Origin of the sequence: Exiguobacterium sp. 8H, from assembly GCF_902506255.1 — a bacterium.
Classification (GTDB): domain Bacteria; phylum Bacillota; class Bacilli; order Exiguobacteriales; family Exiguobacteriaceae; genus Exiguobacterium; species Exiguobacterium profundum.
Window position 1 is genome coordinate 673,071 of the sequence record NZ_LR733429.1, and the last position, 25,977, is coordinate 699,047.

Here is a 25,977-nt window from a genome sequence, read left to right on the forward strand (position 1 = left end):
GAGTAAACATGAAGGAGGGATACGATGAAGCGTGACGAATCACAACCAGGGGTTCACCCGGATCCGCTACCGGATGACGAGTCGGATCCGGCGAAAAAACCGGCTCCGACACAGCATCCTGACCCTGATCCAGAGGAAGAATCTAACGAATAAATCGTGTAACAGTCAAAAGATCCTGCTAGCACAATGAGCTAGCAGGATCTTTTTGAGTTGGTTTATGATGTTGACTTTACAGAGCGGCTGTTTTGTAGCCGATTGAATGTCTTCTCGTTCATATGCTCCGTGATGACAAAATCACCGACTGGGCATTCCCATTTCCCTTTTTCGACAACACATTCACGCAATGTCACTTGGTCATCGTATAAATCTAGTTCCAATGTGTCTTTCAAAAACTGATCGACTTTTTGGTTTGGAATTTTTACATATTCATTGAATTCGAGTTCTTCATTCTTGACAGTCACGTAAGAAGTGACTTGGAAATAACGCATATGATGGTCTCCTTCATTAAAAACTAATTTCTAGTATAGCCGTTTTTGATGAAAAATGGGTGCTCAATGTTTCATTTCAGCCCGTTCACGCTTTGGAGGTGCTTCGTTGAACGGTTTTTGATGACGAATCATGAGCCAAAAAATGAGACCGAACAACGGGATGTAAGGGAGCGGCCATAAACTCATTTTATAGCGTTTCGCGTCCCGATTCATTAACGTGATTTGAATGAATGCCAACAAGAAGAAATCAACGGTCATCGTTCGAACAAATTGATTGTTCTCCACATATGACCAGTATTCAGCAACATTTCCGGTATTGGCTGCAGCGATGAACAACCCGATTGTCACCAGTAAAAGCACAACGCCGAGGATACGGGTCGGCAGTGGTTTGACCGGGGTCGGATAAGGTGACTGTCTCGCAAAAGCCAAATAAGGAGCGAGTAGAAATCCCCCAACGAAAAAACTGGTGACAGCGGCGATGAGTGGATTCGGTTTGAGCTGATTCACTTCTGACCAAAGAAGTGGAAACATCGCCAGGGGAAACACCCCTAAGATACTAAAGAGCGATAGAGAATAGCCTTCGTACGCCTCGGTATTATAAGTCACAAAATCGAGAAGAAAGCGTCCGTCGAACGGGACATTTGGACCGATGACGGCGAATGCAATTGCCAGTCCCCAAGGAATCAATAAGAATTTTCTTGTCATACGAACACCTCGTCAATGGTTGATAGTTGTAGTATACCCTCTTTTGGAGACACGAAAAAATGAGAAGATGCCTGACGCATGTTCTCATTTATTTTCACGTGCATACGTTTTAATCATCGTGACGAGTTGCTGAGTTTCGTCAGCCTTCACATCAAGCATGATCCCATAATCATACAGCGAGCCCGTTTGGCCACGGTGTCTGACATGTCCAATGAGTTCGATCGGTTGAAGCGTCGGAACGAGGTCGAAAAGAAAATGGACCTGTAAATCATCAGAGAGCGGGAAGAGGTAGTCCGATCGCAATTTTAATCCATGAGAACTTACATTGAGAAGCAATCCTTCCCCATCATAGAGTTCTTTTTCTTCCCATACAAGTCGATAAGGGATGGTACGGGGATTCGGTAGGATATAGCGGAACGTCTCCTGTCGGCGATAACGCATCAATTCACCCCATTTCTTTACTTCTTTTATCGGCAAAATTGAATTTAAAATGAAGTGGAAGATTGTATAAAATTATAGTGTACTCGCTTTACAAAAGTGAAAGCGCTTTCTATAATAGGTGTACGATTTGAATAGGGAGGAGATCAGATGAATGTACATGATTTACTCCGACGTTACTCGATTCAAACACCAGTCATCTATGAAAAAAAACGTAACGGGGAGTGGGTTAAACTCGAGCGCTTACCTGCTTATACCATTCTTGAAGTCGAAACGAACGATCATACCATCGAGGCGGTCGCGATTGATGCATTCAAAGCGATTACCGTCTGTCGAGAGTCGGCGTCGATTGAAGAAGCCCGTCCGTATGCTGTGCGTATCCAGATCGAACGACCATGAGAAAAGCCGTAACTTCAACATGAAGTTACGGCTTTTCCTTATGCGGCGTCCTGTTCGGTTTCGTCTTGTGGATTTGTCCGTTTTGCGTAATACATAAACGGTGTCGCCATCCACGCGATTACAAACTTGGCCACGTATGTCGTGATAAAGATATTCCACCAAATGTCCCATTCCATTCCCCAGAATGCGATGATACAGAACGTGAACGTATCAATCAGTTGAGATAAGACGGTCGAACCTGTCGTACGAAGCCAAAGCTTCTTCTCGCCAGTTTTTGCGCGAATCTTCGAATAGACGAAGACATCGAACAATTGAGAGACCAAATAGGCAGCAAGGCTACCGAGTGTGATCAATGGCAGCATCGAGAAGAGTGCCTCGAAGCTTTCGTGCATGAACAGTGCCTCTTCAAACGGCTCATATAACAGTGCGTATTGCATGAGTACCGTTGAGACGATCAAGATGAAAAATCCGAGCCATACGCCTTTACGGGCAGCCGCTCGCCCATGTTTTTCGTTCAAAATATCGGTTGCCAAGTAGAGCGAACCGTAAACGATGTTACCGAGCGTGAAAATGTATCCGCCAATTACAATCTGTTGCGTGACTTGGATGTTTGCAACGACCGAAGCCATCGCAATCCAAGCATATAAGCCGACTCGTCCGAATAACTTGTAACTGAGGACGAGTAGTCCGAGTGTAAGGATGGCAGAAGGAATCCATAACCATTCGTTTAGCATGAATCATGCTCCTTCCTCTAACTATTCAATGATTTCAACTTTTCAAGTTTATAGAGGAACGGAAATGATGTCAAGGAGAGGGGGGATGAAGAAATTCATATGATAGTGGACGAGCAAATAAAAAGCACCTTCTGAAGCATTCAGGAAGTGCAGTTTGTTGACTAACATGAATATTATCGCTCGCCTTTCCGACGCCCGCGCTTTCCGCAGGCAATCCCGGAGCCGCATCGCGACTTGTGTCGCTGCTGGGTCTCCGTTGGATTGCTCTCCTGCAGGAGTCGGTGCGTCGACGGGCGAGCAACGCAACGATCGTCAGCTGGCGGCCGTTTGTCTTTAACTTAGGTCCCGAAGGTCAAATGAAAAGTTCGGTAGGTGCTTTTAACCGCTTGATTGAAGGATATAGTTGATGCATTCGAAGAGAATCGAACTCGCCCTGCAGCATTATCATTTCTTATTTAGGATTTCGTGGGAGTAGATTCATGAAAGGTATGGTGTGATTGAACTATTGCCAAAATAGTCGTTGTAAGTTATCGGTGTATAAAACTTTGCATTCGACTGTGCATGGGTGGTAAGTGCTCACAATGCTGTGCACAGAATCAGTTGTAGGTAAGTGGAGTATCTGATAAGACTGACTTAATGTAAACTTTCTCAAAGGCTAAAGAGGATTCCATATCCGTTAGTAACGTAATAAGTTTATCTTGTTCAGATTGAGTAGCTGAGTACTGTGAAGTTAATTCTTCATAACCCTGCAATGAACCCAATAGGATTTCTACTTTTTCGAGTGCGATGCTGTATTCTTTCGTAACTCGTTCATCCCCTGTGTTTTCAATCGCATATTTTAAGTCGTCCTCATATTTCATTGCGATTTGAAATACATTTTCGATAGATTGAGGAACATAACTAGGTTCGTGTGTTCTTAAGAAGTCTTTCGCAGAGGAAATATCAAATAACATACGATCAATAGAACTAGTGATGTGGAATGCGCTGTTCATTTCATCTTGCGAGTATGCAACCCCGTCATCAAACTCGCTTCTGCTTTCGACTTGAAGAATTGTATCTTCTAATGGGATTTTATATAAGCGTTCCTTGCGTGTATTCTCTATATATTTAATTGGCTCATCCCAACTTTCCCACGACTCCGCAATCTGCATTGTTTCGAGTGAATAAGAGGTTGCTTGCAAGTTCTCTTCAAGTTCGAATAATTTTCGCGTGTGCAATTCGGTGGGTTCTTCCAGCGCCATCTCATTCACAATCTCAGACGCCTTCTGTAATTGGTTGCGAGAAGTGGTGATTAATTCTTCCATCACATCGAAACGAGTTTGGATTTCTTCCAGAGGGAGGTCGCTACAAGGGCCATCGCATTCGCTCATATTTTTCTTGATGAGGGTGAGGAGGGAGTCGGTCCGCGCAATAACTTCATTTACTTCGTTGTATCGGTCTGTGTATCTGGCAGGCACTTCTGGCAAAGACGCAAGGTCGTCCAATACTAAATTAGTATCAACCGTAAGCGTGTCTTTATTTGAAGTTTCCCTATTTTCCTCTCCGACTATTTTAATAGCACTAGCTACAGGTTCTTCTTCTCTCGGCGGAAAAGCCGAAACAATCGCGAACAGAATCAGTAGACCGGCCCCAGATACGCCCATCAATTGCCGAGTCGTTCGTTGCATTCTTAACATCTTCACAGTAGGTTGTATGTGCATACAAGAATCTTTCTTCATTTCACCTTTAGCAGCTGAGTTTAATAAGAACGAGATTGCGAGAACAAGAAAACTTATAAGAAACAAAAAGTCTAACACTTTCTCCACTCCCTTCAAAATGTCCCATCTATTATATCACCAATTCTATTTATACCGATATTTGTTAAATAAAGTTTAAAATGAACAAAAATAGAATCGACGCCACTAAAAAATATTTTACATAATAAAAACATAATTTTGATTGAGATATGAAAGTGGAAATAAACGAAAAAAGCACCCCTGTCATAAACAGGAAGTGCTCTAAACCGCTTCGTTAAGCGATATTTATGATGCCTCCGACGAGAATCGAACTCGTGCTGCAGCATTACCATTGCTGAGGTCTGCCACTAACCTACAGAGGCGTTACACCAACTATGTTACACAGATTATTCGTCGTTTTCAAGCTTTTTTAGAATAATAAGACCTCCAATCTTCGATAAAGGAAGACTGGAGGTCGAATGCTACATCATTATTTTGTACGGATCCAAACGGCACCTGCAGAGTTGTCTTTCGCTTCACCGACTACGTCAATGACGAGACCGTATTGCGGAAGTTTGCGTCCTGCATCTGGAATGAGCGAGTTGATGTAAGAGTTTGCATCATTGAACTGCTTCACGCCAGGCTGTGCTTTGTAATCATACACGCCACGACTCGGTGAATCGATATACCAAGCGAGCGTCTTATCGAGACTGAACGCCGCATCAGCAATTTGGTAACGTGTACTACCTGCGACTGTCTGTTGACCGTTCAAGTTACCGATGAGCGCTTCAGGATGTGAATCGACGACACCGAGGAACCCTTCACCAGGGTGGACACCGACCCGGTTGTCTGTGTACGAGTCATCACCGTACCACACGACGAGACCTGTGTTGTATTTCACGCCGCGGCCGTTGAGAAGTCCCATATCCGACCCGGCGTGGTTACGCCATTCAAGGTAGTAATAGTGTGGTTTTGAATCGTATCCGTCTGAAGAGACGAATCCATCGAGCGTCACGGCTTCAGCGCCTTCCGCATCATCTGCGAAGAGTGTTGCGGATTCTGATTTGATTGACAAGTTGTCGACTGCGAAGCCTTTCATGGCGACGCCGCCGTCTGTCACGTATTCAAAGACGATTTGAACATCTTGACCAGCGAATTGTGAGAGGTCGTATGATTTGTTGACCCATGCACCGTTTGTCGTCTCAGCAGGGTAGCCTGCTTCGTTCGCGCCGTTGACCTCGTCACCGAATACATCGAGAACGACTTCTTGACCACCGCTAAGGGCTTTGATGTACAAGTAATCATAGTCAGATTCGACTTCATAGAATGAATCGAATGCGAGGACTCCGTCCGCACCGAGTTTCACAGCTGGTGTTGCCATCTCAGTATGGATGTCGTCACCTTTTGTCGAGTAATAGTAGCGATCGCCATAAGCTGGTTCGATTCCTTTAATCTTCTTATCAGGAAGGTTGACTTTGACGATGCCTGGGTTGTTTGATTTCGTCACAGATTGGTCGAGTTGTGCGACGAATCCTTGAGAGTTGATGTCTTCAAGGTCGACTTCAGTGATATTTGCCCAGTTTCCACCCATGATTTTTTGGAAGTATTCTTTGTTTTGTGGTGAGAAGCTTGTTGGCTCCGTACCTGCGACTTTACCGGCCCAGCTACCGCCACTCATGATTGACCATGATTGAACCGGTTCGCCTTGACCTATGTACTGCGTATCGTACTCATCGGGAAGACCGAGGTCATGTCCGAATTCGTGTGCGAAAACGCCGACCGCACCATCTTCTGGTTGAATCGTGTAATCGTACGCAGCCATTTTTCCGCCCCAGTAAGGAACTGCAGCTTCTGTATTGGCTACTGGGTAAACACCATCAAGAACCCAGCGATGTGACCATACCGCATCGTCACCGAGCGCACCGCCACCCGCTTCTTGGCCAGTCCCAGCGTGGATGATCATCAAGTGGTCAACGAGACCGTCCGGCTCATTGAAGTCACCGTCTCCATCCAAATCGTATAGATCGTATTGGTCATGTTCTTTCAAATCGATTCCAGATGCGACCGCAGCATTCAACGCATCTTTGACGAGTTGACGTGGTCCCGGTCCGACGTTATCATGTCCACCATCGCCTTTGTCCGCACCATAGTCTTTCGCGGTTCCTGGAACGGTCAACCACTCCGAAACCTCACCATCGACTGTATAACTTCCGCCTGATTGTTCTTCATAGTATTGTTTGAACGTTTGAACCTTTTCACCGTTAAAGAGTTCAAATTGTTGATCACCGAACATATACTTTTCATAATGTTCTTTACTGAAATTATCGCTGTACATATAGCCCGGTTCTTGAATGATGTTGTTGTGTTTGAAGTCGCTGTACTCGACGAGGAGGACGAGGACTTTATCTTCACGTACCGAGCCGCTGTATGCAGATTGCTGGGCAGGAGATACTTTTACTTGACCGTTCGGTTTCCCTTTACGGTAATTTCCTTGCCCTTTTTTCGCTTTATCAAGAATTCGTTTTGATTCCTTTTCGAATTGAGTATGTATCTTCTCTTTTGCTTTTGAAGCCTTCTCGTCCACTTTGTCGTCATGCTTATGTGGATCTTTCGCTTCGCCTTGCTTTTTCGCGATATACGCATCGACTGCTTTCATGCGTTCAGATGAAGACAATCCTTTTTTGATGACGCCACGTTTCTCGAGAGCTTTCGCGAGGCGCTCTTCATCGATGATATTGTGGTCGAACGGAGCGAGCTCGCTCGTTGTCGGAACCGATGGTGCAACCGAGAGGGGAGCAGCACCAGCTGCCGGAACGATACTGACCGTCATGGCAGATGTCATGAGAGCCGCGAGTGTCGTTCGACGGATGGAACGTTTTTTCATTTGTGTGAACCTCCTGTTAAAAAATAATGGGAAAATGTGTGAGCTTGTTGTAAATGTACTCTCTGTGTCTGATTAATGTCAATATTCAGAAAATAATACACGAAAAAAGAGTCTAAAGACCTATTTAGTTCAATTTAACTAAATAGACTTAGACTCTAGGTCGATATATCCGTAATGGAATTTCGACGTTTTACGTTTTATGTGAGTGAAACCGTACCGTTTAAAGGAATCGCTCTCATAATGCGCTTTCAGGACAATTCGTTTCTTGGCTACTCGTTTGGCTTCGATAATCAACTCTTCTGTGAGAGGGGAAGTGTCGGCGATTGTGCGAAGTGGGTTCAGATGAACCGATTCTGAAATTGTCTTTTCAAACATCGGATCAAAGTAGATACAATCAAACGAATTTTCCGCACACGTTTTCAAATAGTCGAGAGAGTTGGAGTGAACGACCTCAATGCGTCGCATCGCCTCATTGACCTGCTCATCTTTTTCGACCCATACGGACATGCCTTCCCGGACGAGCTGTGCCGTAATGAATTGACTCTCAAGGCCAATTACTTTACCGGTTGAACCGACGACATGGCTCATGACGATACTGTCCGAGCCGAGTCCGAGTGTACAATCTAGAACATGATCACCTGGATTTGCTTGCATGGCATCAATGAGTGGATCTGATCCACCTCGGCTCAGTTGCTTTACCCGAAAGACAGAGCTCGATGGGTGAAAAAAGAACGGCTCTGTACTATGCAAAGGTGTGAACTCGACACGTCGTTTATCAAAGATAAGTACACCTTGTTGATGACGCTTCTTCAACTCATCAATGGAAAGTTTGCGTCGGTCGACAAATTTCATCTTGTATTCTGTGGCATGCGTATGCGCTCGAGACAAGACATCATCTGTAGGGCGCAAACAAGTAGTGACAATATACATAATCCGGGCTCCTTCATAAAAAATGAGACGCAGTTGCGTCTCATTTTTTCTTACTGAGTAAGTCTGATAATTCATCGATAAGTGCTTTATGAGAAGCGAGTTCTTTCTTCTTCTCATCGTTCACGTTCATCGGACGTTTTGAACGGCTTTGAAGCGCTTCAAGCGTTTCATCGATTGACGACTTCAACGTATCACGTTCTTCAGGTTTCAGAGATACTTCGTGCGGATTTTCGCCAGAAGCATCTAATTCGCGGAGACGTGCCATCAATTGCTTTGCCTCGCGATTCAAATCGATTAACAATCTGTCAATTTGTTCCAATCGTAATTTAATCCCATCACGTTCTGTAAACATCTGTTTCACCTCTTTTTGCGGTTTAACCCTAAGGTCTCTTCCTGTTTACTTTACCATAAAATTAGTTAAACGAAACTACCGGGAATATATTCCATTTATTTTGGCTGTAAGAAACATTGTTTCTCTATCCCCACACGAATGTCACCTGCTATACTAACTGAGCTAATAAGGAGGTGGGCGGATGGAAACGACAAATCATCCACCAAAAGCGCTCAAAGGAGCGATTGTGTCGATTACGGCATATTTGATTTTATCTATACTAAAAGTATTCTTCGGGTACTTATATGAATCTGAAGCGGTCCTAGCCGATGGATTCAACAATACGACGGATATCATTGCATCGGTCGCGGTCTATATTGGCATTCGGGTGGCTGCATTGCCACGGGATGCCGAGCATAAATATGGTCATGCGAAAATGGAGACGATCTCTGCTCTCATCGCTTCATTGATCATGATTGCGGTCGGTATTTTCGTCTTCTTAAACAGTCTATCGAACTTAATTGGGGGCGAGTATACCGAACCGAACCCGTTGGCAGCGGTCGTCGCCTTCGTCAGTGCGCTCGTCATGTTCGGGGTGTATCGGTTCAACTTGAACCTCGCGAGAAAAACAAAGTCATTGGCACTTAAAGCGGCGGCGAAAGACAACTTGGCCGATGCGATGATTTCAGTCGGAGCCACACTTGGTGTGCTATTCGCTTATTTTCAACTGCCTTGGATGGACACGGTCTTAGCAATTGTGATTGCCGGCATGATCATCCGGACAGCGATTCAAATCTTTTTAGATGCCACCCATCAGCTTTCTGACGGATTCCCTCCACATCTCGTCGAGTCCTATGAGGAAACGATTGAACAATTTGAGCGTGTGAAAGAAGTTCGGGAAATCAAAGGGCGTCATCTTGGGAATCACGTGATGCTCGATGTAACGATTGCAGTCGATGGCGATTTGACTGTGGACGCGGCCCATGAATTGTGTGACGATATCGAACGGAAACTAGATGAAGAGCATGCGGTCGATTCGGTGCATATTCATATCGAACCGGTTTGATGTTCGGTTATCTTTTGCGCTTCATGAAGGGATTCGTTTATAATAAGCGCAGACAGATATTGAACTACTAGTTAAGGAGGGCACGGGATGAACATCGTGCGTCAACCTATTCGCCAGATTGATGAGATTGAATATGAACACTTTCAAAAATACGGAGAAAGTGCATATGGCGTTTCTGCTGAAGAGTTAAAAGGGATCCTCGAGGAAATGGGGGCGGAGCAACTTTATCACGCAGAAGAGCATAGTTATGGAGAAGACTTCTATTACGACTTGATGGTCGATGACAAACTGGTCGGTAAAGTCTTGTTACTCAAGCTTGCCCGCGTATACCAACTCGACCTGATGGTGTTCGATGCGTACAAAAACAAAGGATATGCGACAGAAGGTTTGCGTCTTGCCTTACTGGACTCAAAATTGATGGATGGACAAACAGTCCGGGCTGGCATCCCACCGACGAGCCCACATCAACAAGAGATGCATCATGTTCTCATTCAGAACGGGTTCGAAAAGCGGAACGGTCTGTATTATTTAAATTTTAAGAAACGATATGTGGTAAACCATTAAGCTGACGGCGTCTCGCACGTCAGCTTTTTTCATATGGAGGGGTAAGGATGAAGCAAGTCACCATTAAAGACATTGCCGAGCTCGCTGGTGTCGCCAAAAGTACGGTCTCACGCTATCTGAACGGTGGATCGGTCGGAAAGGCAACAAGGGAAAAACTCGACCGGGTCATTCGAGATACGAACTATGAGCCGAATCAGTTCGCGCAAAGTCTCAAGTCGAAACAGACGAAGATGATTGGGGTCATCGTTCCACGGCTCGATTCGTATGCCGCCTCACGGACGATGATGGGGATTGATGAACAGCTCACGGAACGAGGATATCAAATGCTCGTCGTCAATACAGCACAACAGACGGAACGAGAAATCGAACAGCTATACAATTTGGCCAAACAAAAAGTCGCCGGAATCATCTGGCTTGGGACGACGGTCACGGAACGTCATCTTGAGGCGATTGAGGCGATTCAAATCCCGGTCTTGTTGATTGGTCAGCAACATGACAATGTCCATAGTCTCGTCTATCCTGACTATGATGCGGCCTATGCGCTCGGTAAACAGTTCACGGAGTGGGGTCATCGAAACGTGGTCTATGTCGGGGTGTATGAATCGGATATCGCGGTCGGTCAAGCACGCCGTGACGGATTTTTGCGGGCGTTTCAAGAGTCGGAGGCAAATGTCAGAGTCATTCAAACGACGTTTAAGATTGAGGATGCCATTCCAATCGGTGAACAGTTGGCGGATAATGTCGGCTCTGTTTCCTTAATCGTTTGTGCGACCGACAACATTGCTTTGGGAATATTGAAAGGATTGGCGAATCAAGGAATCACTGTCCCGAGGGATATCTCTGTCAGTGGATTTGGAGGATATGATTTCACGGAAGTCCTGCATCCATCCATCACGACGGTACACCTTCCTTATCGCCGAACTGGTGCGAAAGCTGCCGACATGATGCTACAGCTGTTGCAAGGTGAACACGTCTCAATGAAAACGTTCACAATTTTTGAACTAAAAGTGCGCGAAAGCGTTGACAAGTTAAATTAAATCGTTTACATTTGTGTTGCGGAACCGGTTCCGCAACATTTTTTACTTAATTTTGGAACCGGTACCAATTGTATAAAGAACTCATATGATTTTTGGAGGTGGACGATATGAACACCGTACATTGTATCGGCGAATTGTTGATTGACTGGGTATGCGAGGATGCTTCAAGCAATCTCGTTAAAGGGACAACGTTCGTCAAAAAAGCAGGGGGCGCACCTGCGAATGTCGCGGCAGTCGTCAGTAAGCACGGGGGGCAATCTAGTTTCCTCGGACAGGTCGGAGATGACCCGTTTGGTCTCTTCTTGAAACAGACGTTGGTCGAGAACGGCGTCCGAACAGAAAACCTTGTGGAGTCTGGAGACACGACGTTCGCATTCGTATCAATTCAAGAGGATGGAGAGCGGGACTTCACATTCCGTCGCGGAAGTGACGGAGAGTACGCCTTCGATTCAATCGACTTATCAGTGATTGAGTCAAGAGACATCATTCATTTTGGTTCAGCGACAGCACTACTTGATGGAAAACTGAAAGATGCGTACTTCAAATTATTGCAATTTGCAAAGCGGGATGGCTTGTTTATCTCGTTCGACCCGAACTATCGGGATGCACTGATCACTGACCTCGAACAGTTTAAACAAGACGCGAGACATTTCATCGCAGAAGCAGACTTCGTCAAACTAAGTGAAGAAGAAGCCCACTTGTTAACGGGTGAGAAGCAACTTGAAGAAGCGGTTCAAGCGCTTCTCCGATTAGGAGCTAAACAGGTGGCAATCACACTCGGATCTCGTGGCACATTGATTGCGACAACGGTTCACCACGAAATCGTTCCATCGATTGCGATTGAGAGTGTGGATTCGACGGGTGCAGGTGATGCATTCGTTGGTGCCTATTTGTATCGTTTGGCGACACTCGGGTTTGACCCGGAGCGCTTACGTTCCGACATTGAATATGCGAATGTAACAGGTGCATTGACATGTACGGCTTATGGAGCCATTCCAGCCATTCCAACACGACAGCTTGTAAATGAAACGTTAGGAGGGAAATGAAAATGGATTACAAAAAAGAAGCAGCTTCGATATTAGAGGCAATCGGCGGTAAAGAGAACGTTGCGGCAGCGGCGCATTGTGCGACTCGTCTTCGTCTCGTATTGAACGATGAGTCAAAGGTCGATGAGAAAGCACTCGAACAACTTGACGTCGTCAAAGGAACGTTCTCGACAGGAGGACAATACCAAATCATCATCGGACAAGGTACGGTCAACAAGGTTTATGCCGAATTTTTACAATTGACAGGTCTTGGAGACATGTCAACGACAGACGTGAAGTCAGCCGGAGCGAAAAAGATGAACCCGCTCCAGCAATTTGTCAAAATGTTATCAGATATCTTCGTCCCAATCATTCCGGCCATCGTCGCCGGAGGTCTCTTGATGGGGATCAACAACCTATTGACAGCACCGGATTTGTTTTTTGAAGGACGTTCATTGATTGACCAGTATCCAGGCATGGCAGACATAGCAGCGATGATCAATACGTTCGCAAACGCCGCCTTCGTCTTCCTACCTGTACTCATAGGGTTCTCCGCAGCCAAGCGGTTCGGTGGTAACCCATATCTCGGTGCAGCACTCGGGATGATCATGGTTCACCCGGACTTGATCAATGCATACGCTCAGGCAAGCGTTGAGGAGATTCCGGTTTGGAACATCTTTGGGCTTGAGATTGAGAAGTTAGGATACCAAGGACAAGTCTTACCAGTCCTCGTCTCGACATATATTTTATCGAAACTTGAAATCAACATTCGGAAGTTTATGCCGGCATCACTTGATATTTTGCTCACGCCATTGCTCTCACTTCTCTTCACAGCATTCATCACGTTCGCCTTCGTGGGTCCAATCACACGCGAAGCAGGGAACTTGATCATTGATGGATTAGTATGGACGTACGATTCACTCGGGTTCGTCGGTGGCTTGATCATGGGTCTTCTCTACGCTCCAATCGTTATCACGGGGATGCACCATAGCTTCATCGCAATTGAGACACAGCTTCTCGCCGATATCGCTGAAACAGGGGGATCGTTCATCTTCCCAATCGCTGCGATGTCAAACGTCGCACAAGGGGCAGCTACCCTTGCCGTCTTCTTCTTGACTGCTGATAAGAAGATGAAAGGTGTCGCCTCAGCATCAGGAATCTCTGCATTACTTGGGATCACAGAGCCTGCCATGTTCGGGGTCAACTTAAAACTTCGTTATCCATTCATCGCAGCCATCGTCGGTTCAGCCGTTGCCTCTGCATTCATCGTTGGAAACGACGTATTGGCAGTAGCGCTCGGTGCTGCCGGATTACCGGGAATTATTTCAATCGCACCGGGTTCGATCATCTCGTATATCATTGGTATGGCCATCGCCTTTGCCGTGACATTCGGATTGACATTCATCCTTGCGAAACGACAAGCAAAAAAAGAAGCGGTCAAACAAGCCGCGTAACGAAAAAGGAAGTGACACTATGAATTGGACGAAGGCCGAACGTTATCGTTCACTCCGTGACGTGAGCGCCCTCGAGATGGAGGTGCTCCGTGCAAAGACGGCCGCATCCCCGTGGCGGTTTGGGTACCATATCCAGCCGCCGACGGGCCTCCTCAATGACCCGAACGGCTTCACCTATTACGATGGAGAGTACCATCTATTCTATCAATGGTTCCCGCTCGGGCCAGTTCACGGTCTCAAACATTGGTATCATGTCAGTTCGAAAGATCTTGTCCATTGGACCGACCGCGGGGTGGCGTTAGTCCCTGAAACGAAAGAAGATTCCCACGGTGCCTATTCTGGAAGTGGTTTCGTTGTAGACGACACCCTTCACGTGATGTATACAGGGAATCATCGTACGGACGATTGGACGCGTCACGCCTCGCAAATCATCGGTGTACTGCGTGAAGGGATAATCGAGCGCCGCAACGTGGCCATCCCGGATATCCCGGCAGGCTATACGGAACACTTCCGAGATCCAAAGGTATGGGAAGCAGATGGCACATATTATGCGATTGTCGGGGCGCAGCGCACAGATGAGACAGGTTGTGTCGTCTTATATCGTTCAACTGACTTAAGTGATTGGACATTTTTAGGTGAAGTGAAGACGGGGCTCGAGCAGTTCGGTTACATGTGGGAGTGTCCTGACGTCTTTGAAATTGAAGGAAAACACGTGCTCATTTTTTCTCCGCAAGGGATTGAGCCGGAAGGTCATCGCTACCACAACATCTACCAATCTGGATATGTCACAGGCACGCTTGATTTGGAGACACTCGTCTTCAAACATGAGTCGTTTGAAGAGCTCGACTTCGGGTTTGACTTTTATGCACCGCAATCGACGGAGCATGACGGGCGTCGTATTCTAGTCGGTTGGATGGGACTACCGGAAATCGAATATCCGACAGACCGGTACGGCTGGGCACATGCGTTAACACTGCCACGTGAACTATCAGTGGAAGATGGTGTATTGAAACAACGACCTGTCCCAGAAATGAAGCAACTACGACAAGACCAGTTTGTCAACGAATCAGGGACACAGCTTGACGTGGTCTCACCCGAACGTTTTGAATTAGAACTGTCGACGGCCGGAGAAGACTTCAAACTTGAACTGTTGAAGACGGAAGATGAGTCGCTCGTGATTCGGTACGAGAAAGATACACGCGAATTGACCATCGATCGGACAAACGCGGGTGAACCGTTTGCGACGGAGTTTGGGACGACCCGGACAAAAGTGATTGAGGTCACGTCCCTTCATTTGTATGTCGACTCGTCGAGTGTCGAGTGTTTCGTCAACGATGGTGATGCTGTGGCAACCCTTCGCGTCTTCCCGAGTGAGGGTGAGAAACGGGTCCGCTACGTCGGAGACGAGGCAAGTTTAGTCGGTTGGAAATATGAATGAATGTAAAAGCTGAGCGTTTGCTCGGCTTTTCTTTTATTTCTATATTTTGAAACCGTTTTGATTGGATCTACGTATTGAGATAGAGAAGAGAGAGGTGAAAGAATGGAAAAAATGATGAAGTGGGTTGATGCGATTCGAACGATTACCGCACCATTTGGGGATCCAGTGGGAGAAATTGAGAATGAAGAAGTTGAACGTGTGATGGTGGCAGAATCGGTAGGACTGGGTTCGTTTAATGAAAAAATAGCACTAGAATTCCACTCGTTGGATCAAGTGAGAGTGTTCGCGGAAATGCTACGAAGTTCAGAAGAAATCGAAGACATCGAAATCGAAGTAGCACCCGATTTTGACCTCATCGTACAATTTAAAGGTAGAGAGCAAGAGCGCTATCAGCTTTGGCTCGGACAACCGGACCATCCAAGTGTGATCACAGAATTTGAACGAACAGACGTTATCTGGAGAATCCCGGAACATACAACGAATCAATTGATTGATGCCCTCGGATTAGAGGCGTAAAAAAGCACCTCTTTTTGAGATGCTTTAGGAGTTAAAACGGATAAATTGTTCGATTTGTCGCTCTGATTTTCTTGCTTGCCGTCCGACCCAAATCAAGTGACCGGGACTGTTCAGAATCGTAAGCTGCGCATGTGGGATCAAGCGCTTCGCGTAATGGGCATGTCGAACAGGAACTGCTTTGTCGTTTTTCGAGTGAATGATATAGGTTGGGCACGACACACCGAGTAACACCTCACTCGAGACACGCTGTTTCAAATCGAACTGTGCGCCAAGTCCAAACGCCATCTGATTCGCGACGCGTTTCAGGAGGAAAATATCATAAGGAGACACCTCTTCTCGAATCGTCTCGAGTGCCAACACGCTTGTCGATTGAATCATACGGGCCGTCGCTTCGAATGGATGTTTATGAATGGCACGAGCAATAAACTGTTTCATGATGTATTGAAGTGCGATAAATGCGGGTTGGACGACATTTCGGCTGACCGTGTCCCGATACGGGAAATCAACGACACTCGTCACGGCGGCAGCGAGGGTCAAACTAAGGACACGCTGATTCTGTGAAGCGAGCTCGATCGCGGTCGGTCCTCCGGCAGAGATGCCATAGACATGATATCGATCAATATCTAGCATTTGCATCAAGTGAGACAGTCGGGATGCAAACAATTGAGGAGATGCTGAAAAAGAGTATGGTGTTTCTCCATATCCGGGTCTAGATGGGACAATGACCCGGAAACCGGATAAAACGAGTTGGTCCACATGGTATGGTTCTAAACTCGATGACTGGGTCCCATGGATCAGTACGATGACGGGACCGTGACCGCGGTCTATATATTCGATTTTTGAGCCGTCGACGTGTGCATAATATTTCAACTTAGATGGCGCCTCCTTAAACGTTTTGTAATGGAAAATACCTTTATTTCGTGGAAATAAAATGATAATGTCTGTTTATACATAATTTAGACAGAGAGACGAAAGGGGATAGAACCGTGAATAACCGAGAGCGGTTACTTGAAGTTCGACGTTTCTTCGAACGTTACACGGACGAAGCGAATCCAAAGACACTAGAAGATTTGCTCGAGTACTTGTCAACGATTGGAGATACTTCTAAGTTAGCAAAAAAATCGGTGAAAGACGATATCCAAGCACTGAATAATTCGGGGTTTGAAGTGCAGGATGAATTGGAGAAGAATGGTCTCGCCAAAAAATATTGGCATTCGGCCCGCTTATTTGAGATTCATGAACTTCGGATGATGGTCGATGCGATTGTCGCAGCGAAATTTATCTCGGAAGACGTGACCGAGGAAATCGTAGAGAAGCTTCAAATGCTGACGAGTATCCCTGAAGCGAAGACGCTACAATCGATCATCAAGACGCCGAAGAAAAAACACGGACACATTCCTTACCATATCGATCGTATTCAACGGGCCATTCATGAACGGAAAGCCATCTCGTTCCAATATACAGACGTCGTCGGATTCGATGTAACGAAGCGAACGTTTCCACTTCGTCGTGACGGAGAACGTTATGTCGTCAATCCGATCGACTTGCATTGGAATCACGAGCAGTACTACTTGATCGGAATCGACGAATCAATCGGAGAGGTGCGGAACTATCGGGTCGATCGCATCGTCAACTCGGAGATCGTGGAAGACGGCACCATTCGCCCGAAACATCATCTACCTGATGATTACTATCAAAAGTCATTCAATATGTATAACGGATCTGATGAACAAATCGTCTTGTCTGTCGACGAACGGGTACTCCCGGTCATCTTTGACAAATTAGGAGAAGATGTTTCCGTGTCCGAACATGGAGAACGCTTCCTCATCCGTTTCGACGCAGCCGTATCTGACGGATTCATTTACTGGTTGCTGTCTTTGGGTTCACAAGTAGAAGTGGTTGAACCACTCACGCTTCGTGAACATATGAAAGCAACGATTGAGAAGATGGCAATTACTTATGAACATACAAGCATTCATTCCTCCATCGAGTAAGCAGATGTGCTATACTGCTTGCGACACTAGATGAAGGGGGACAGGCGGATGTTGAATTGGATGCCATTGATCATTCCGATTGTCGCTGTCATTTTCGTAACGATCGTCGCAAGACGCGCCATGAAAATGGATAAAGAGAACTAATAGGAAGAGACATCGTCCAGGATTGGGAGATGTCTCTTTCGCTATGGAGGTAGAACGTGGATACGATTACACATACGTTATTCGGTTTGACGTTATATGGTGCAGCCGATAAGCGTGATTTACAACAACATGAAAAACGAGCCTTATTCGTCACGACACTCGTCGGGAGCCAAATCCCTGACAGTGATGTGATTTCACGGCTATGGGACACGGAAGGCATGTATCAGATGTGGCATCGCGGCATCACTCACTCGATCTTCCTCGTTCCGCTCTTTGCACTGCTCATCTACATACTGGTTCGTCTTCTCTTTCGAGTGACGGACATCCGCTATTTTTGGTGGGCCTTATTGTCTGTCTTCGTACACAATACATCCGATTTGTTCAATGCATGGGGGACAGGGTATTTCGAACCGATCTCGGACGTGAGGATCACATTCGGTGTGATCCCGATTGTCGATTTTGTCTATTGGGGAATCTTCTTGGTCGCCTGGCTCGTCGCACGTAAACAAGAAGTCCGGTATAAGACGTATCGGTATGCATGGGCTGCCCTCGTTCTTTATGTCGCGCTTCAAAGTGCACAAGGCGCCTATTTATATCAGTCTTATTCAAAAGAATATGACGAAGTGGCGCTCTCGGCTTCATTTATCCCGACACATTTCACGGTCATTACGAAGACTGACGAGGACGTATCGCTCTTTCAAGATTCGATATATCAAGAAGCGACCTTGCAATACGAATTGACGAGTGCCGAAAAGACGAGTCTTGAGCCATTGTTTGAAGTGAATCAAGAGGCACGCACATTGACAAAATGGTCACCGTTCGTCGTCATCGTGGCGAACGAAGAACGACTCGGCGTCTTTGACCCACGTTTTTATGACGGAGAGTCCTCATTTTTATATGAATATATCGAAAGGTAGGGCAACGGATGGGACGTATACGTTATCTCTTTATCTTTGCTTACGAACAGGCACTTAGTTGTATCTTCCCGGTCGCCATCTTTGGCGCGCTCGCCGTCACGAAATTTGTGGAGTTACCGCTCCCGCGATATGATGTCTTACTCATCTGGTGTCTGTTCGTCCAAGTGATCCTTGTGAAGACGGGACTTGAGACGATGGAAGAAGTGAGGGTCATCAGCTGGTTCCATGTCATCGGTCTCGGACTTGAACTGTTCAAGGTGCAGATGGGGTCATGGAGTTATCCGGATGAGGCGTTCACAAAAGTGTGGGGCGTCCCGCTCTATGCAGGGTTTATGTATGCGAGCGTTGGAAGTTATGTCGTCCAGGCATGGCGTCGTCTCGATTTACGATTTACGAAGATGCCCCACCCAATCATCGCCTTCGGACTTGGCATCGCCATATACTTCAACTTTTTTTGGCACCATGTTTGGTTAGACCTACGGTGGCTGTTGATCGCATTCATCTTTTTGGCGTTCGGTCGCTCGGTTGTCTCGTATAAACTCGACGATCGACGATTTAAGATGCCGGTCGTCCTGTCATTCTTCTTGATTGCCTGCTTTATCTGGCTCGCTGAAAATATTGTCACGTTCTACAACGGCTGGGCGTATCCGGACCAATTGAACGGTTGGGCCATCGTCGATTTGGGAAAACTGTCGTCCTGGTTCCTACTCGTCATCATCAGTATCCTCCTTGTCGCTTGGCAAAAGCGAAAATTGGAGTATGAATTACCTTAAACTCGACATGTGTCGAGTTTTTTTGTGAGGGGACACGAATCCTTTTTTGAAGAAAGTCGTATTGTAAAACGAGGTGATTCGGTTGTTGGAAATTGTACTTACTTGGTTGATTGGATTATTGTGTCTAGGATCTCTTGTCATCTATTGGAGAGAGTGGCGAAAGACTCGGAATCGAGTCAAACTAGGACAAGCTTGTCTCGCAATGTTTTGTTCGTTTCTTGTACTTGGAATGGCAGGCATGGAAACGTACGACCGCATGACGACGAATCACATCGTCGAGACGGGAGAATGTTATGTCGTCGATGACCGATCATCGAAGGGTTCATCGAACGTGACGCTATGGTTCGGAGAGCGGTCATACGGCTTCAAGGAAATTCCGGACGTTGCATATGGTCCAGGATATGTGTTTACGTGTCGCGCAATAATGACAAAGCAGATGCAATCAGGAATCGATTATGAGTTGCGATCACTTGACGGTGAGCTATTATATTCAACCCGTTCAGATGATTGATTGCGTGAAACTCAAAAACAAAACGTGTTCAAAGCTAATTTTATAGCTTCGAACACGCTTTACTATTATTGACTCCTGTATGTATGCCATAAAAGCAACATCATGACGATAAAACCCAGTCCTCCGACTAAATTGGTTATGAACAAGATGTGCTGAGACGATAAGAGACTGAGTATGGCCTGCCATATCAAAGACAGTGAAATTACGACAAAAATGAAAACACCAAATGGATTAGCGAGAATCGCAATAAGTTTATGATTCATTGTCATGCACCATATGACCGGAATTTCTTGAACGTCCTACCAATCATTTCGATTCCTTCATCTTGTTTCGTTTTCTCTCTAAAAAGATTGGAAGGATATTCATAAAGATTGCCGCAACCGTTAAGAACCACAGCGCACGCGACATACCGGGTACGACATCCAATATGGCAGCCCAGTCTTTTGCTTCGACCCACATGTTGAGCAAACTATATTCGGCGCATAACGTGAGAGCAACTAATGATAGGGCAATCGCCATCGGCAGCTTATAGTCCTTCTCCATCATAAATACGGTCAAATTAATAAGCGTTGCGCCGATCGCCGCCAATCCAAAAATAATCCACATCCTTTAACCCCCTAAATATTTCTATCTATACATTGTATCATACAAATTAACCCATATAAATTTCAGAAAATTGTTTCTATTTGCATAATAAATATGCTAGAATCAGTGGAAAGTGTCTTTGGATATTATTCCCTTTAGAAAATGAACAATCAAACGGACATCCTTTCACACTTTTGATTGAGAGATTGGCATTCAAAAGGAGATCGAACTATGACGTATATTGCTCGAAAATCAGTTCATCTGATAGTCGCATTTTTCATCTTGATTGCGATTAGTGCGCTACCGTCGCTCGTCGTTCAGACGGATTTTAGTCTGACGAATTATTGGAACGGCATTCAACAACAGATGGACCAATTACAGAAACTAGAGGACATTACATATTACAACATCACCGCGCAACGTTACTTGCCACTCTTGCCGGCACTTGGACCGCTCGTCAAAGAATCGGTCATCATTTTTACCACGGCACTGGCGGTATCGACCTCGCTAGGATTAATGTATGCGTACTTCTACTATCGGAGCGGGAGACGCGTTCGTACCGTTTTGCACCAAACGAGTCAGACGCTCGAGATGGTACCAGATTTGTTCTGGTTAATTTTTTCTCAATTTCTTGCGATTACAATCCATAAGTCGACAGGGTTCGATCGCATTGAAGTTGCCGGAGGATTCGCAGAATATATACGGTTTCTCCCAATCGTCACATTGACGCTGACGACATTATTCTTCTTTATCAAATGGTTGACGATTCATATTCATGAACAAGAAGCCATTCCGTATCTCGAACTCGCGCAAGCGAAAGGGATTCGACCGAGTGGACTGTTTTGGAAACACTTATTACCGAATATCATCTATCGTTTTTACCTCTTTTTCCGTTCGAACATCATTACCATCTTATCGACACTTTTGATTGTCGAATACTTATTTAACGTTCAAGGGTTATTTCGATTCGCCGTCTACAACCCGCAGATGGAGATATTACTGGTTATCTTATTCGTCATCTATATCCCGATTTTTCTGTTGGATTTACTGATTGAATGGATTATTCCGAATGCATGGAAAGGAGGGATTTGATGCGCCGAGTATTAATACGTGACCCGATTTTCATCTTCTGTTTTGTTATCGTAGCGGGGCTATTGTTGATGAGTTTTGGAAATACCGTGTTTCGTGATGGGAATGTTGATCAAACCCTCATGCTCTACTCTGATGAAGGGAGACTCATTGGAATACCACCATTAGAACCGTCAAAATATCAATGGCTCGGGACGGACAATGCTGGATATGATTTATTCCAAATGCTCGTGGAAGGATTTAAGTGGACCGTTGGCATCTGTGCGCTCGTCGCATTCGGACGGATGGTCATCGGTCTAATGATTGGCATCCCTCTTGCTTTCAGGGGAGCTCGCTTAAATCAATTCTTTAAAACGTTATTGGACGGCTTTTTGATTCTGCCGATTTCATTGATCGCATTGATGATGTTAGTAGGAACACTGACCTTTTTTGATTCGACACAAGTGCCTCCATTATTTGATCGTGTAAAGATTGAACTAATCGTCTTAGTCGTTCTCGGATTGCCTGCCGTAACGTTATACCTGATCACGGAGATTCGACAATTGCTTCAACAAGAGTTCATGATCGTGGCTCAGACGCTTGGTGGCAGTGTCTGGCACCGTGTGAGATTGCATCTATTCCCACATCTCGTTCCAACCCTCGTGATCGTCTTCATGCAACAGTTTGTCCAAACGCTCATGTTGCTTATTCATCTCTCGCTGTTTGGGATTTTCTTCGGAGGAACGGTCATGTTACATGAAGGGATCATGCCGACCGTCTATGAATGGTCTTCGATGTTCGGGTATTATTTCAGACAGTTCACCGCGATGACGTGGATGACGAATCACTTGTTTCTCGTTCCGGCCATGTCACTTGCTGCGCTCATCTTTATCTTCAACTTGTTGACGAACCGTCTCGAGCGAGCATTTAAACTCAGACGTCAAGAACCGGTGGTGACCGAGGTAAGTCTAGCAGAATCGGAAGCGGCAGCTGCTTCTCTTTCGAATCCATTCACCCTCGTTGATTCAACCATGTCATTAAGGAAAGAACCGGATGATATCGTATGATATGATCCGGTTTTTCTATGTCGAATGGACTGAACTGTCTTGTTTGAGGGAACGTGTATAACAGATTAAGGTGACAATTGATGAATGGAGTGAATCAATATGAAAGCTGTGATTTGTACCGCGTATGGGCCACCTGAAGTACTTGTCATTCAAGAAGTGAATCAACCGAAGCCGAAAAGCAATGAGTTGCTGGTTCGAGTCCATGCATCGGCCGTCCACTCGGGAGATCGACGCCTCCGAGCACTAGACGTCCCTCCATTGGGGAGACTCCCCATGCGAATGGTTGTTGGGTTCAAGGCGCCACGTCAACCGATTCTCGGTGTCGTGTTGGCAGGCATCGTCGTGGAAACAGGCAACAGTGTGAAAAACTTTCAGGTCGGAGACAACGTCTATGCTCTAACTGGGATGCGGTTTGGCGGATATGCAGAATTCGCTTGTGTGAACGAATCGAAATGTGTGTTTCAGATGCCCACGCATGCCAGCTTTATCGAGGCGGCTGCTCTACCGTTCGGAGGTACGACGTCGTTACATTTTTTGCGGAAGGCACACATCGACCGGGCGAACAACGTTCTCATTTATGGTGGCGCAGGTGCTGTCGGTTCGACTGCCGTACAGATTGCGAAGCATTACGGTGTGCATGTCACAGCAGTTTGCCACGAGCGGAACGTTGAACTTGTGAAGCGACTTGGGGCTGATGTGGTCGTCGATTACACGAAAGAGGGGTACGACCTTGAATTAAATACGTATGATGTGGTCTTTGATGCCTCAGGGAAAATCGATAAACGATTAGCGAAAGCCCATGTGAGCGAGAACGGGGCCTTCAGTTCTGTCGCGGGGCAGGGACCAGCCAGTGAACACAAAGAGGATTTGATATTTTTGAACGAATTGTTTGAATCAGGAGCATTGCAACCCGTCATTGATACGGTATATCCACTCGATAAGATTGTCGAAGCGCACCGATATGTGGAACAAGGGAAAAAGGTGGGAAATGTGATGGTGAGCATCAATGCAGAATAAATAAAATGATAGTATAAAGAGAAGTATCAAATTCTTGCTTTATCGTGGGGTTTGGTCGACAACCTCACTTACATATGAATGGATTCATCAACTAGACAAATCATGAGAGCGAGCGAATAGTCATGAATATATTGATTGGGCAACCGAAGATAGAGCGAAATCTCGAGCAACTGAAGCGAGAGATTGAGTCGAACCCGACGGTGGACTTGATTCTCTATCCAGAGGGATATTGTACATATACAGAATTAGATGGGCTAAGTGACTTAGCGATCAAATTCAACACATCGATTGTTTTAGGGTATCGAGATGACACGAATAAAGATCGGGTCCTCATCATAAACAAGCAAGGTGACACGTTGTTAACGCGACGGAAAACACCAGAGAATGAGCTCTTGTTCATGCCATCAAGTGTCACGGATGGAGCGGAAGAATACGGTTATTTACTTTGCAGGGAGATTTTTATGGGGTATGAGGGCTTGAAAACGCATGAGCATCTGTCGATCATATTTAATCCAATCGGAGTCGGGATGTTTAGTGAGGAACAATTCATGGAGTGGACGGAAGAAGCGAGAAAGATTGCGATGGAACGAAAAGCGATGATCATCGGAACGAGTCATGCAGATGGGTCGTATCGAAATTGTGGAATCTCCATTCCGATCGCATATTGCTTCGATGAAAAGGGGGAAGAAGTGTTTCTATCGAAAAATGATACGAAAACGCGAGTGCTAGAGACTGTTTCAAGAGTTACAATATTCGTCTAATAAACTGTGACATCCTTAAATTAAAATGAAATGCGTGTAGAATGTATATTTATTTCACATACCACAATTTGAATTTGAACTAGAAAGCGAGTACTTATGAGATATCTTTTCAAACGAAAGCACAACAGTGATTACAACTGCTCAACATGTGGCACGAGAACCGAAAGTAAAGTCGGTTTTGGATCAATCATGCCAGCAATATTAGAAGGGCTGTCGAAACGGGAAATGAAGAAACGCGTCGTCTTGACAGATGATTATGCGTCCTCGATGAAGCTCATTTCTTTATCAACGGATGCCTCGAAATTCCAATCATTGGAGAAGACGATCCTTTCATCTGGAATGTCTGGGTATCACTCAGTCCGAATAACTTTTTCAAAGTCATCGATTTATGGGATGAACCAACGCGTATTGACCTCGATTCGACGTTCGGCTGGCTATCGACGGAACTTCCTATCTATCCAGATACCATCAATCTAAAGACAAATGTACATATGCGTGCAGTCGGAATACGTCCATTGATTGAACTCGAACCAACGAATCATCCTCTTGCAATGGAGCAACGTAATGGTATCACCAGGTTGCGGGTCGATGATATATTCCGACTCGTTGAACGTAATGGATAAAGGAGGAGATCAGGGTGAGTCAATTGAAGTCATCTTTGATTTTCGATTTGTACACAGGAAATCAAGTGCTCACTTCGATTCAGCAGAAGATGTTGGAGCGAATCGAGTTACTTGTTCACGACAAACGATTCAAAGAACTTGGACACTTCATGCGCGACACTCCGGACATCGAGCAGCTGTTAATTGACTATGTGCTACTTGATCCGACCGATTCATATCGCTGGGATCTGCTTATTGGTTATGAACGGTTGGATCGGATTGAAGATTATGATCGAGTGAACGCGTTTTGCCGAACAGCTTTTTCATACCATCCAGATAAACCCTTCTACTTTGCCTTGGCGTTATATGATATAGGATGGAATGATTTCGAGATGGACGAGGAAGTCATTGAGGTAGCGAATCGATTGATCGAAGCAGCAACACCTGAAATTTCTGCATTGATTTGTCTAAGCATGTCAAAAGTGCTACGACATAAAGAGCGCGAGTATCTTCAAATGGCAATCGAGCGATGTCCGTGGGCAGTGCAGCCAACCTTTTCTTTAGGTGAGCATTACAGCCGGTTTAATCAGAGATTGGCTAAAACCTATATGGAAAAAGGTGTGGCTCAATTGGTTCTGACTTTTGATGATTCAGGTGAAAAGTCAAAGCCAGTGATTGGTTTCAATCCACACACTTGGCAGAGGGATGTTTGTAACGAGCTGTTAGGGATGGATATGAGTTGGACAGAATATAAAAAGTACAAGCGAATGATCAAATGAAAGAATTAAGAATAGTGATAAGGAATGCGAGGGAA

The 25,977-nt window shown here is 45.6% G+C and carries 29 protein-coding genes and 1 tRNA gene; 19 read left to right on the plus strand and 11 right to left on the minus strand.

The window, feature by feature from the left end; translation table 11 throughout:
* Nucleotides 1-24: 24 nt before the first annotated feature.
* Nucleotides 25-153, plus strand: a complete 129-nt coding sequence (locus GVY43_RS16080) for a hypothetical protein (RefSeq protein WP_255541905.1) — start codon at nt 25-27, stop codon at nt 151-153.
* 62 nt (nt 154-215) lie between these two features.
* On the opposite strand, the gene GVY43_RS03390 is transcribed toward GVY43_RS16080, so the two are convergent.
* From GVY43_RS03390 to GVY43_RS03400, 3 genes are all read right to left on the minus strand, one after another.
* Entirely contained in the window at nt 216-488 is a 273-nt protein-coding gene (locus GVY43_RS03390) for a hypothetical protein (RefSeq protein ID WP_159562251.1), read from the minus strand.
* 63 nt (nt 489-551) lie between these two features.
* On the minus strand, nt 552-1,193 hold the full coding sequence (locus GVY43_RS03395; RefSeq protein WP_078146855.1) for a hypothetical protein: 642 nt from the start codon (nt 1,191-1,193) through the stop codon (nt 552-554).
* Between the two features lie 84 nt (nt 1,194-1,277).
* On the minus strand, nt 1,278-1,634 hold the full coding sequence (locus GVY43_RS03400; protein WP_159562252.1) for a PilZ domain-containing protein: 357 nt from the start codon (nt 1,632-1,634) through the stop codon (nt 1,278-1,280).
* Between the two features lie 147 nt (nt 1,635-1,781).
* Between GVY43_RS03400 and GVY43_RS03405 the strand changes: the two genes are divergently transcribed.
* Nucleotides 1,782-2,030, plus strand: a complete 249-nt coding sequence (locus GVY43_RS03405) for a hypothetical protein (RefSeq protein WP_159562253.1) — start codon at nt 1,782-1,784, stop codon at nt 2,028-2,030.
* Nucleotides 2,031-2,068: 38 nt separating this feature from the next.
* On the opposite strand, the gene GVY43_RS03410 is transcribed toward GVY43_RS03405, so the two are convergent.
* From GVY43_RS03410 to GVY43_RS03435, 6 genes are all read right to left on the minus strand, one after another.
* Complete coding sequence (locus tag GVY43_RS03410) at nt 2,069-2,764, minus strand: queuosine precursor transporter (RefSeq protein WP_078146857.1); 696 nt, start codon at nt 2,762-2,764, stop codon at nt 2,069-2,071.
* Between the two features lie 596 nt (nt 2,765-3,360).
* The gene (locus GVY43_RS03415) at nt 3,361-4,431 is read right to left on the minus strand and encodes a hypothetical protein (protein WP_159562254.1); all 1,071 of its coding nucleotides are present in this window, start codon (nt 4,429-4,431) and stop codon (nt 3,361-3,363) included.
* A 360-nt stretch (nt 4,432-4,791) separates the two neighbouring features.
* Nucleotides 4,792-4,862: transfer RNA gene (locus tag GVY43_RS03420), tRNA-Thr, on the minus strand.
* 107 nt (nt 4,863-4,969) lie between these two features.
* Complete coding sequence (locus GVY43_RS03425) at nt 4,970-7,348, minus strand: immune inhibitor A domain-containing protein (protein WP_371730217.1); 2,379 nt, start codon at nt 7,346-7,348, stop codon at nt 4,970-4,972.
* 153 nt (nt 7,349-7,501) lie between these two features.
* On the minus strand, nt 7,502-8,293 hold the full coding sequence (locus GVY43_RS03430; RefSeq protein WP_159562256.1) for a class I SAM-dependent methyltransferase: 792 nt from the start codon (nt 8,291-8,293) through the stop codon (nt 7,502-7,504).
* A gap of 40 nt (nt 8,294-8,333) precedes the next feature.
* Nucleotides 8,334-8,645: a hypothetical protein gene (locus tag GVY43_RS03435; RefSeq protein ID WP_012726238.1), complete on the minus strand. Its 312-nt coding sequence runs from the start codon at nt 8,643-8,645 to the stop codon at nt 8,334-8,336.
* Nucleotides 8,646-8,826: 181 nt separating this feature from the next.
* Here GVY43_RS03435 and GVY43_RS03440 point away from each other — a divergent pair, with 181 nt between their 5' ends.
* The 7 genes from GVY43_RS03440 to GVY43_RS03470 all read left to right on the plus strand — a co-directional run bounded on the left by GVY43_RS03440 (nt 8,827) and on the right by GVY43_RS03470 (nt 15,724).
* Nucleotides 8,827-9,690, plus strand: a complete 864-nt coding sequence (locus GVY43_RS03440) for a cation diffusion facilitator family transporter (RefSeq protein ID WP_159562257.1) — start codon at nt 8,827-8,829, stop codon at nt 9,688-9,690.
* An 87-nt stretch (nt 9,691-9,777) separates the two neighbouring features.
* Nucleotides 9,778-10,254: an N-acetyltransferase gene (locus tag GVY43_RS03445; RefSeq protein WP_159562258.1), complete on the plus strand. Its 477-nt coding sequence runs from the start codon at nt 9,778-9,780 to the stop codon at nt 10,252-10,254.
* Between the two features lie 47 nt (nt 10,255-10,301).
* A complete protein-coding gene (locus GVY43_RS03450; RefSeq protein WP_159562259.1) occupies nt 10,302-11,291 on the plus strand; it encodes a LacI family DNA-binding transcriptional regulator in 990 nt (329 codons plus the stop codon).
* A gap of 107 nt (nt 11,292-11,398) precedes the next feature.
* A complete protein-coding gene (locus GVY43_RS03455) occupies nt 11,399-12,337 on the plus strand; it encodes a carbohydrate kinase (RefSeq protein ID WP_159562260.1) in 939 nt (312 codons plus the stop codon).
* 2 nt (nt 12,338-12,339) lie between these two features.
* Nucleotides 12,340-13,770 (plus strand): sucrose-specific PTS transporter subunit IIBC, encoded by a 1,431-nt coding sequence (locus GVY43_RS03460; protein WP_159562261.1) that lies wholly within the window; start codon nt 12,340-12,342, stop codon nt 13,768-13,770.
* A gap of 19 nt (nt 13,771-13,789) precedes the next feature.
* On the plus strand, nt 13,790-15,208 hold the full coding sequence (locus GVY43_RS03465; protein WP_159562262.1) for a sucrose-6-phosphate hydrolase: 1,419 nt from the start codon (nt 13,790-13,792) through the stop codon (nt 15,206-15,208).
* 102 nt (nt 15,209-15,310) lie between these two features.
* Nucleotides 15,311-15,724, plus strand: coding sequence for a hypothetical protein (locus GVY43_RS03470; protein ID WP_159562263.1), 414 nt, complete (start codon nt 15,311-15,313; stop codon nt 15,722-15,724).
* Between the two features lie 24 nt (nt 15,725-15,748).
* Here the strand turns inward: GVY43_RS03470 and GVY43_RS03475 are convergent, their stop codons facing one another.
* Complete coding sequence (locus GVY43_RS03475; protein ID WP_159562264.1) at nt 15,749-16,594, minus strand: alpha/beta fold hydrolase; 846 nt, start codon at nt 16,592-16,594, stop codon at nt 15,749-15,751.
* A gap of 116 nt (nt 16,595-16,710) precedes the next feature.
* On the opposite strand from GVY43_RS03475, the gene GVY43_RS03480 reads away from it, so the two are divergent.
* The 4 genes from GVY43_RS03480 to GVY43_RS03495 all read left to right on the plus strand — a co-directional run bounded on the left by GVY43_RS03480 (nt 16,711) and on the right by GVY43_RS03495 (nt 20,063).
* Nucleotides 16,711-17,718, plus strand: a complete 1,008-nt coding sequence (locus GVY43_RS03480; RefSeq protein WP_159562265.1) for a YafY family protein — start codon at nt 16,711-16,713, stop codon at nt 17,716-17,718.
* 200 nt (nt 17,719-17,918) lie between these two features.
* Nucleotides 17,919-18,779 carry a metal-dependent hydrolase gene (locus GVY43_RS03485; RefSeq protein WP_159562266.1) on the plus strand — a complete coding sequence of 287 codons (861 nt, stop codon included), beginning with the start codon at nt 17,919-17,921 and terminating at the stop codon, nt 18,777-18,779.
* A gap of 8 nt (nt 18,780-18,787) precedes the next feature.
* Nucleotides 18,788-19,552, plus strand: coding sequence for a DUF817 domain-containing protein (locus GVY43_RS03490; RefSeq protein ID WP_159562267.1), 765 nt, complete (start codon nt 18,788-18,790; stop codon nt 19,550-19,552).
* Between the two features lie 85 nt (nt 19,553-19,637).
* The gene (locus GVY43_RS03495) at nt 19,638-20,063 is read left to right on the plus strand and encodes a hypothetical protein (RefSeq protein WP_074037059.1); all 426 of its coding nucleotides are present in this window, start codon (nt 19,638-19,640) and stop codon (nt 20,061-20,063) included.
* Nucleotides 20,064-20,369: 306 nt separating this feature from the next.
* Here GVY43_RS03495 and GVY43_RS03500 read toward each other — a convergent pair whose 3' ends face one another.
* Nucleotides 20,370-20,669 (minus strand): hypothetical protein, encoded by a 300-nt coding sequence (locus GVY43_RS03500; RefSeq protein ID WP_159562268.1) that lies wholly within the window; start codon nt 20,667-20,669, stop codon nt 20,370-20,372.
* Nucleotides 20,670-20,879: 210 nt separating this feature from the next.
* Between GVY43_RS03500 and GVY43_RS03505 the strand changes: the two genes are divergently transcribed.
* The 6 genes from GVY43_RS03505 to GVY43_RS03530 all read left to right on the plus strand — a co-directional run bounded on the left by GVY43_RS03505 (nt 20,880) and on the right by GVY43_RS03530 (nt 25,942).
* Nucleotides 20,880-21,740: an ABC transporter permease subunit gene (locus GVY43_RS03505; protein WP_159562269.1), complete on the plus strand. Its 861-nt coding sequence runs from the start codon at nt 20,880-20,882 to the stop codon at nt 21,738-21,740.
* A complete protein-coding gene (locus GVY43_RS03510; RefSeq protein ID WP_159562270.1) occupies nt 21,740-22,783 on the plus strand; it encodes an ABC transporter permease in 1,044 nt (347 codons plus the stop codon). Before GVY43_RS03505 ends, GVY43_RS03510 begins: the two co-directional genes overlap by 1 nt.
* A 99-nt stretch (nt 22,784-22,882) precedes the next feature.
* The gene (locus GVY43_RS03515) at nt 22,883-23,800 is read left to right on the plus strand and encodes an NAD(P)-dependent alcohol dehydrogenase (RefSeq protein ID WP_159562271.1); all 918 of its coding nucleotides are present in this window, start codon (nt 22,883-22,885) and stop codon (nt 23,798-23,800) included.
* A 122-nt stretch (nt 23,801-23,922) separates the two neighbouring features.
* The gene (locus tag GVY43_RS03520; RefSeq protein WP_147537435.1) at nt 23,923-24,561 is read left to right on the plus strand and encodes a hypothetical protein; all 639 of its coding nucleotides are present in this window, start codon (nt 23,923-23,925) and stop codon (nt 24,559-24,561) included.
* Between the two features lie 311 nt (nt 24,562-24,872).
* Complete coding sequence (locus GVY43_RS03525) at nt 24,873-25,184, plus strand: DUF2199 domain-containing protein (protein WP_236548979.1); 312 nt, start codon at nt 24,873-24,875, stop codon at nt 25,182-25,184.
* 14 nt (nt 25,185-25,198) lie between these two features.
* Complete coding sequence (locus tag GVY43_RS03530; RefSeq protein WP_159562272.1) at nt 25,199-25,942, plus strand: hypothetical protein; 744 nt, start codon at nt 25,199-25,201, stop codon at nt 25,940-25,942.
* The last annotated feature ends 35 nt before the right edge of the window (nt 25,943-25,977 follow it).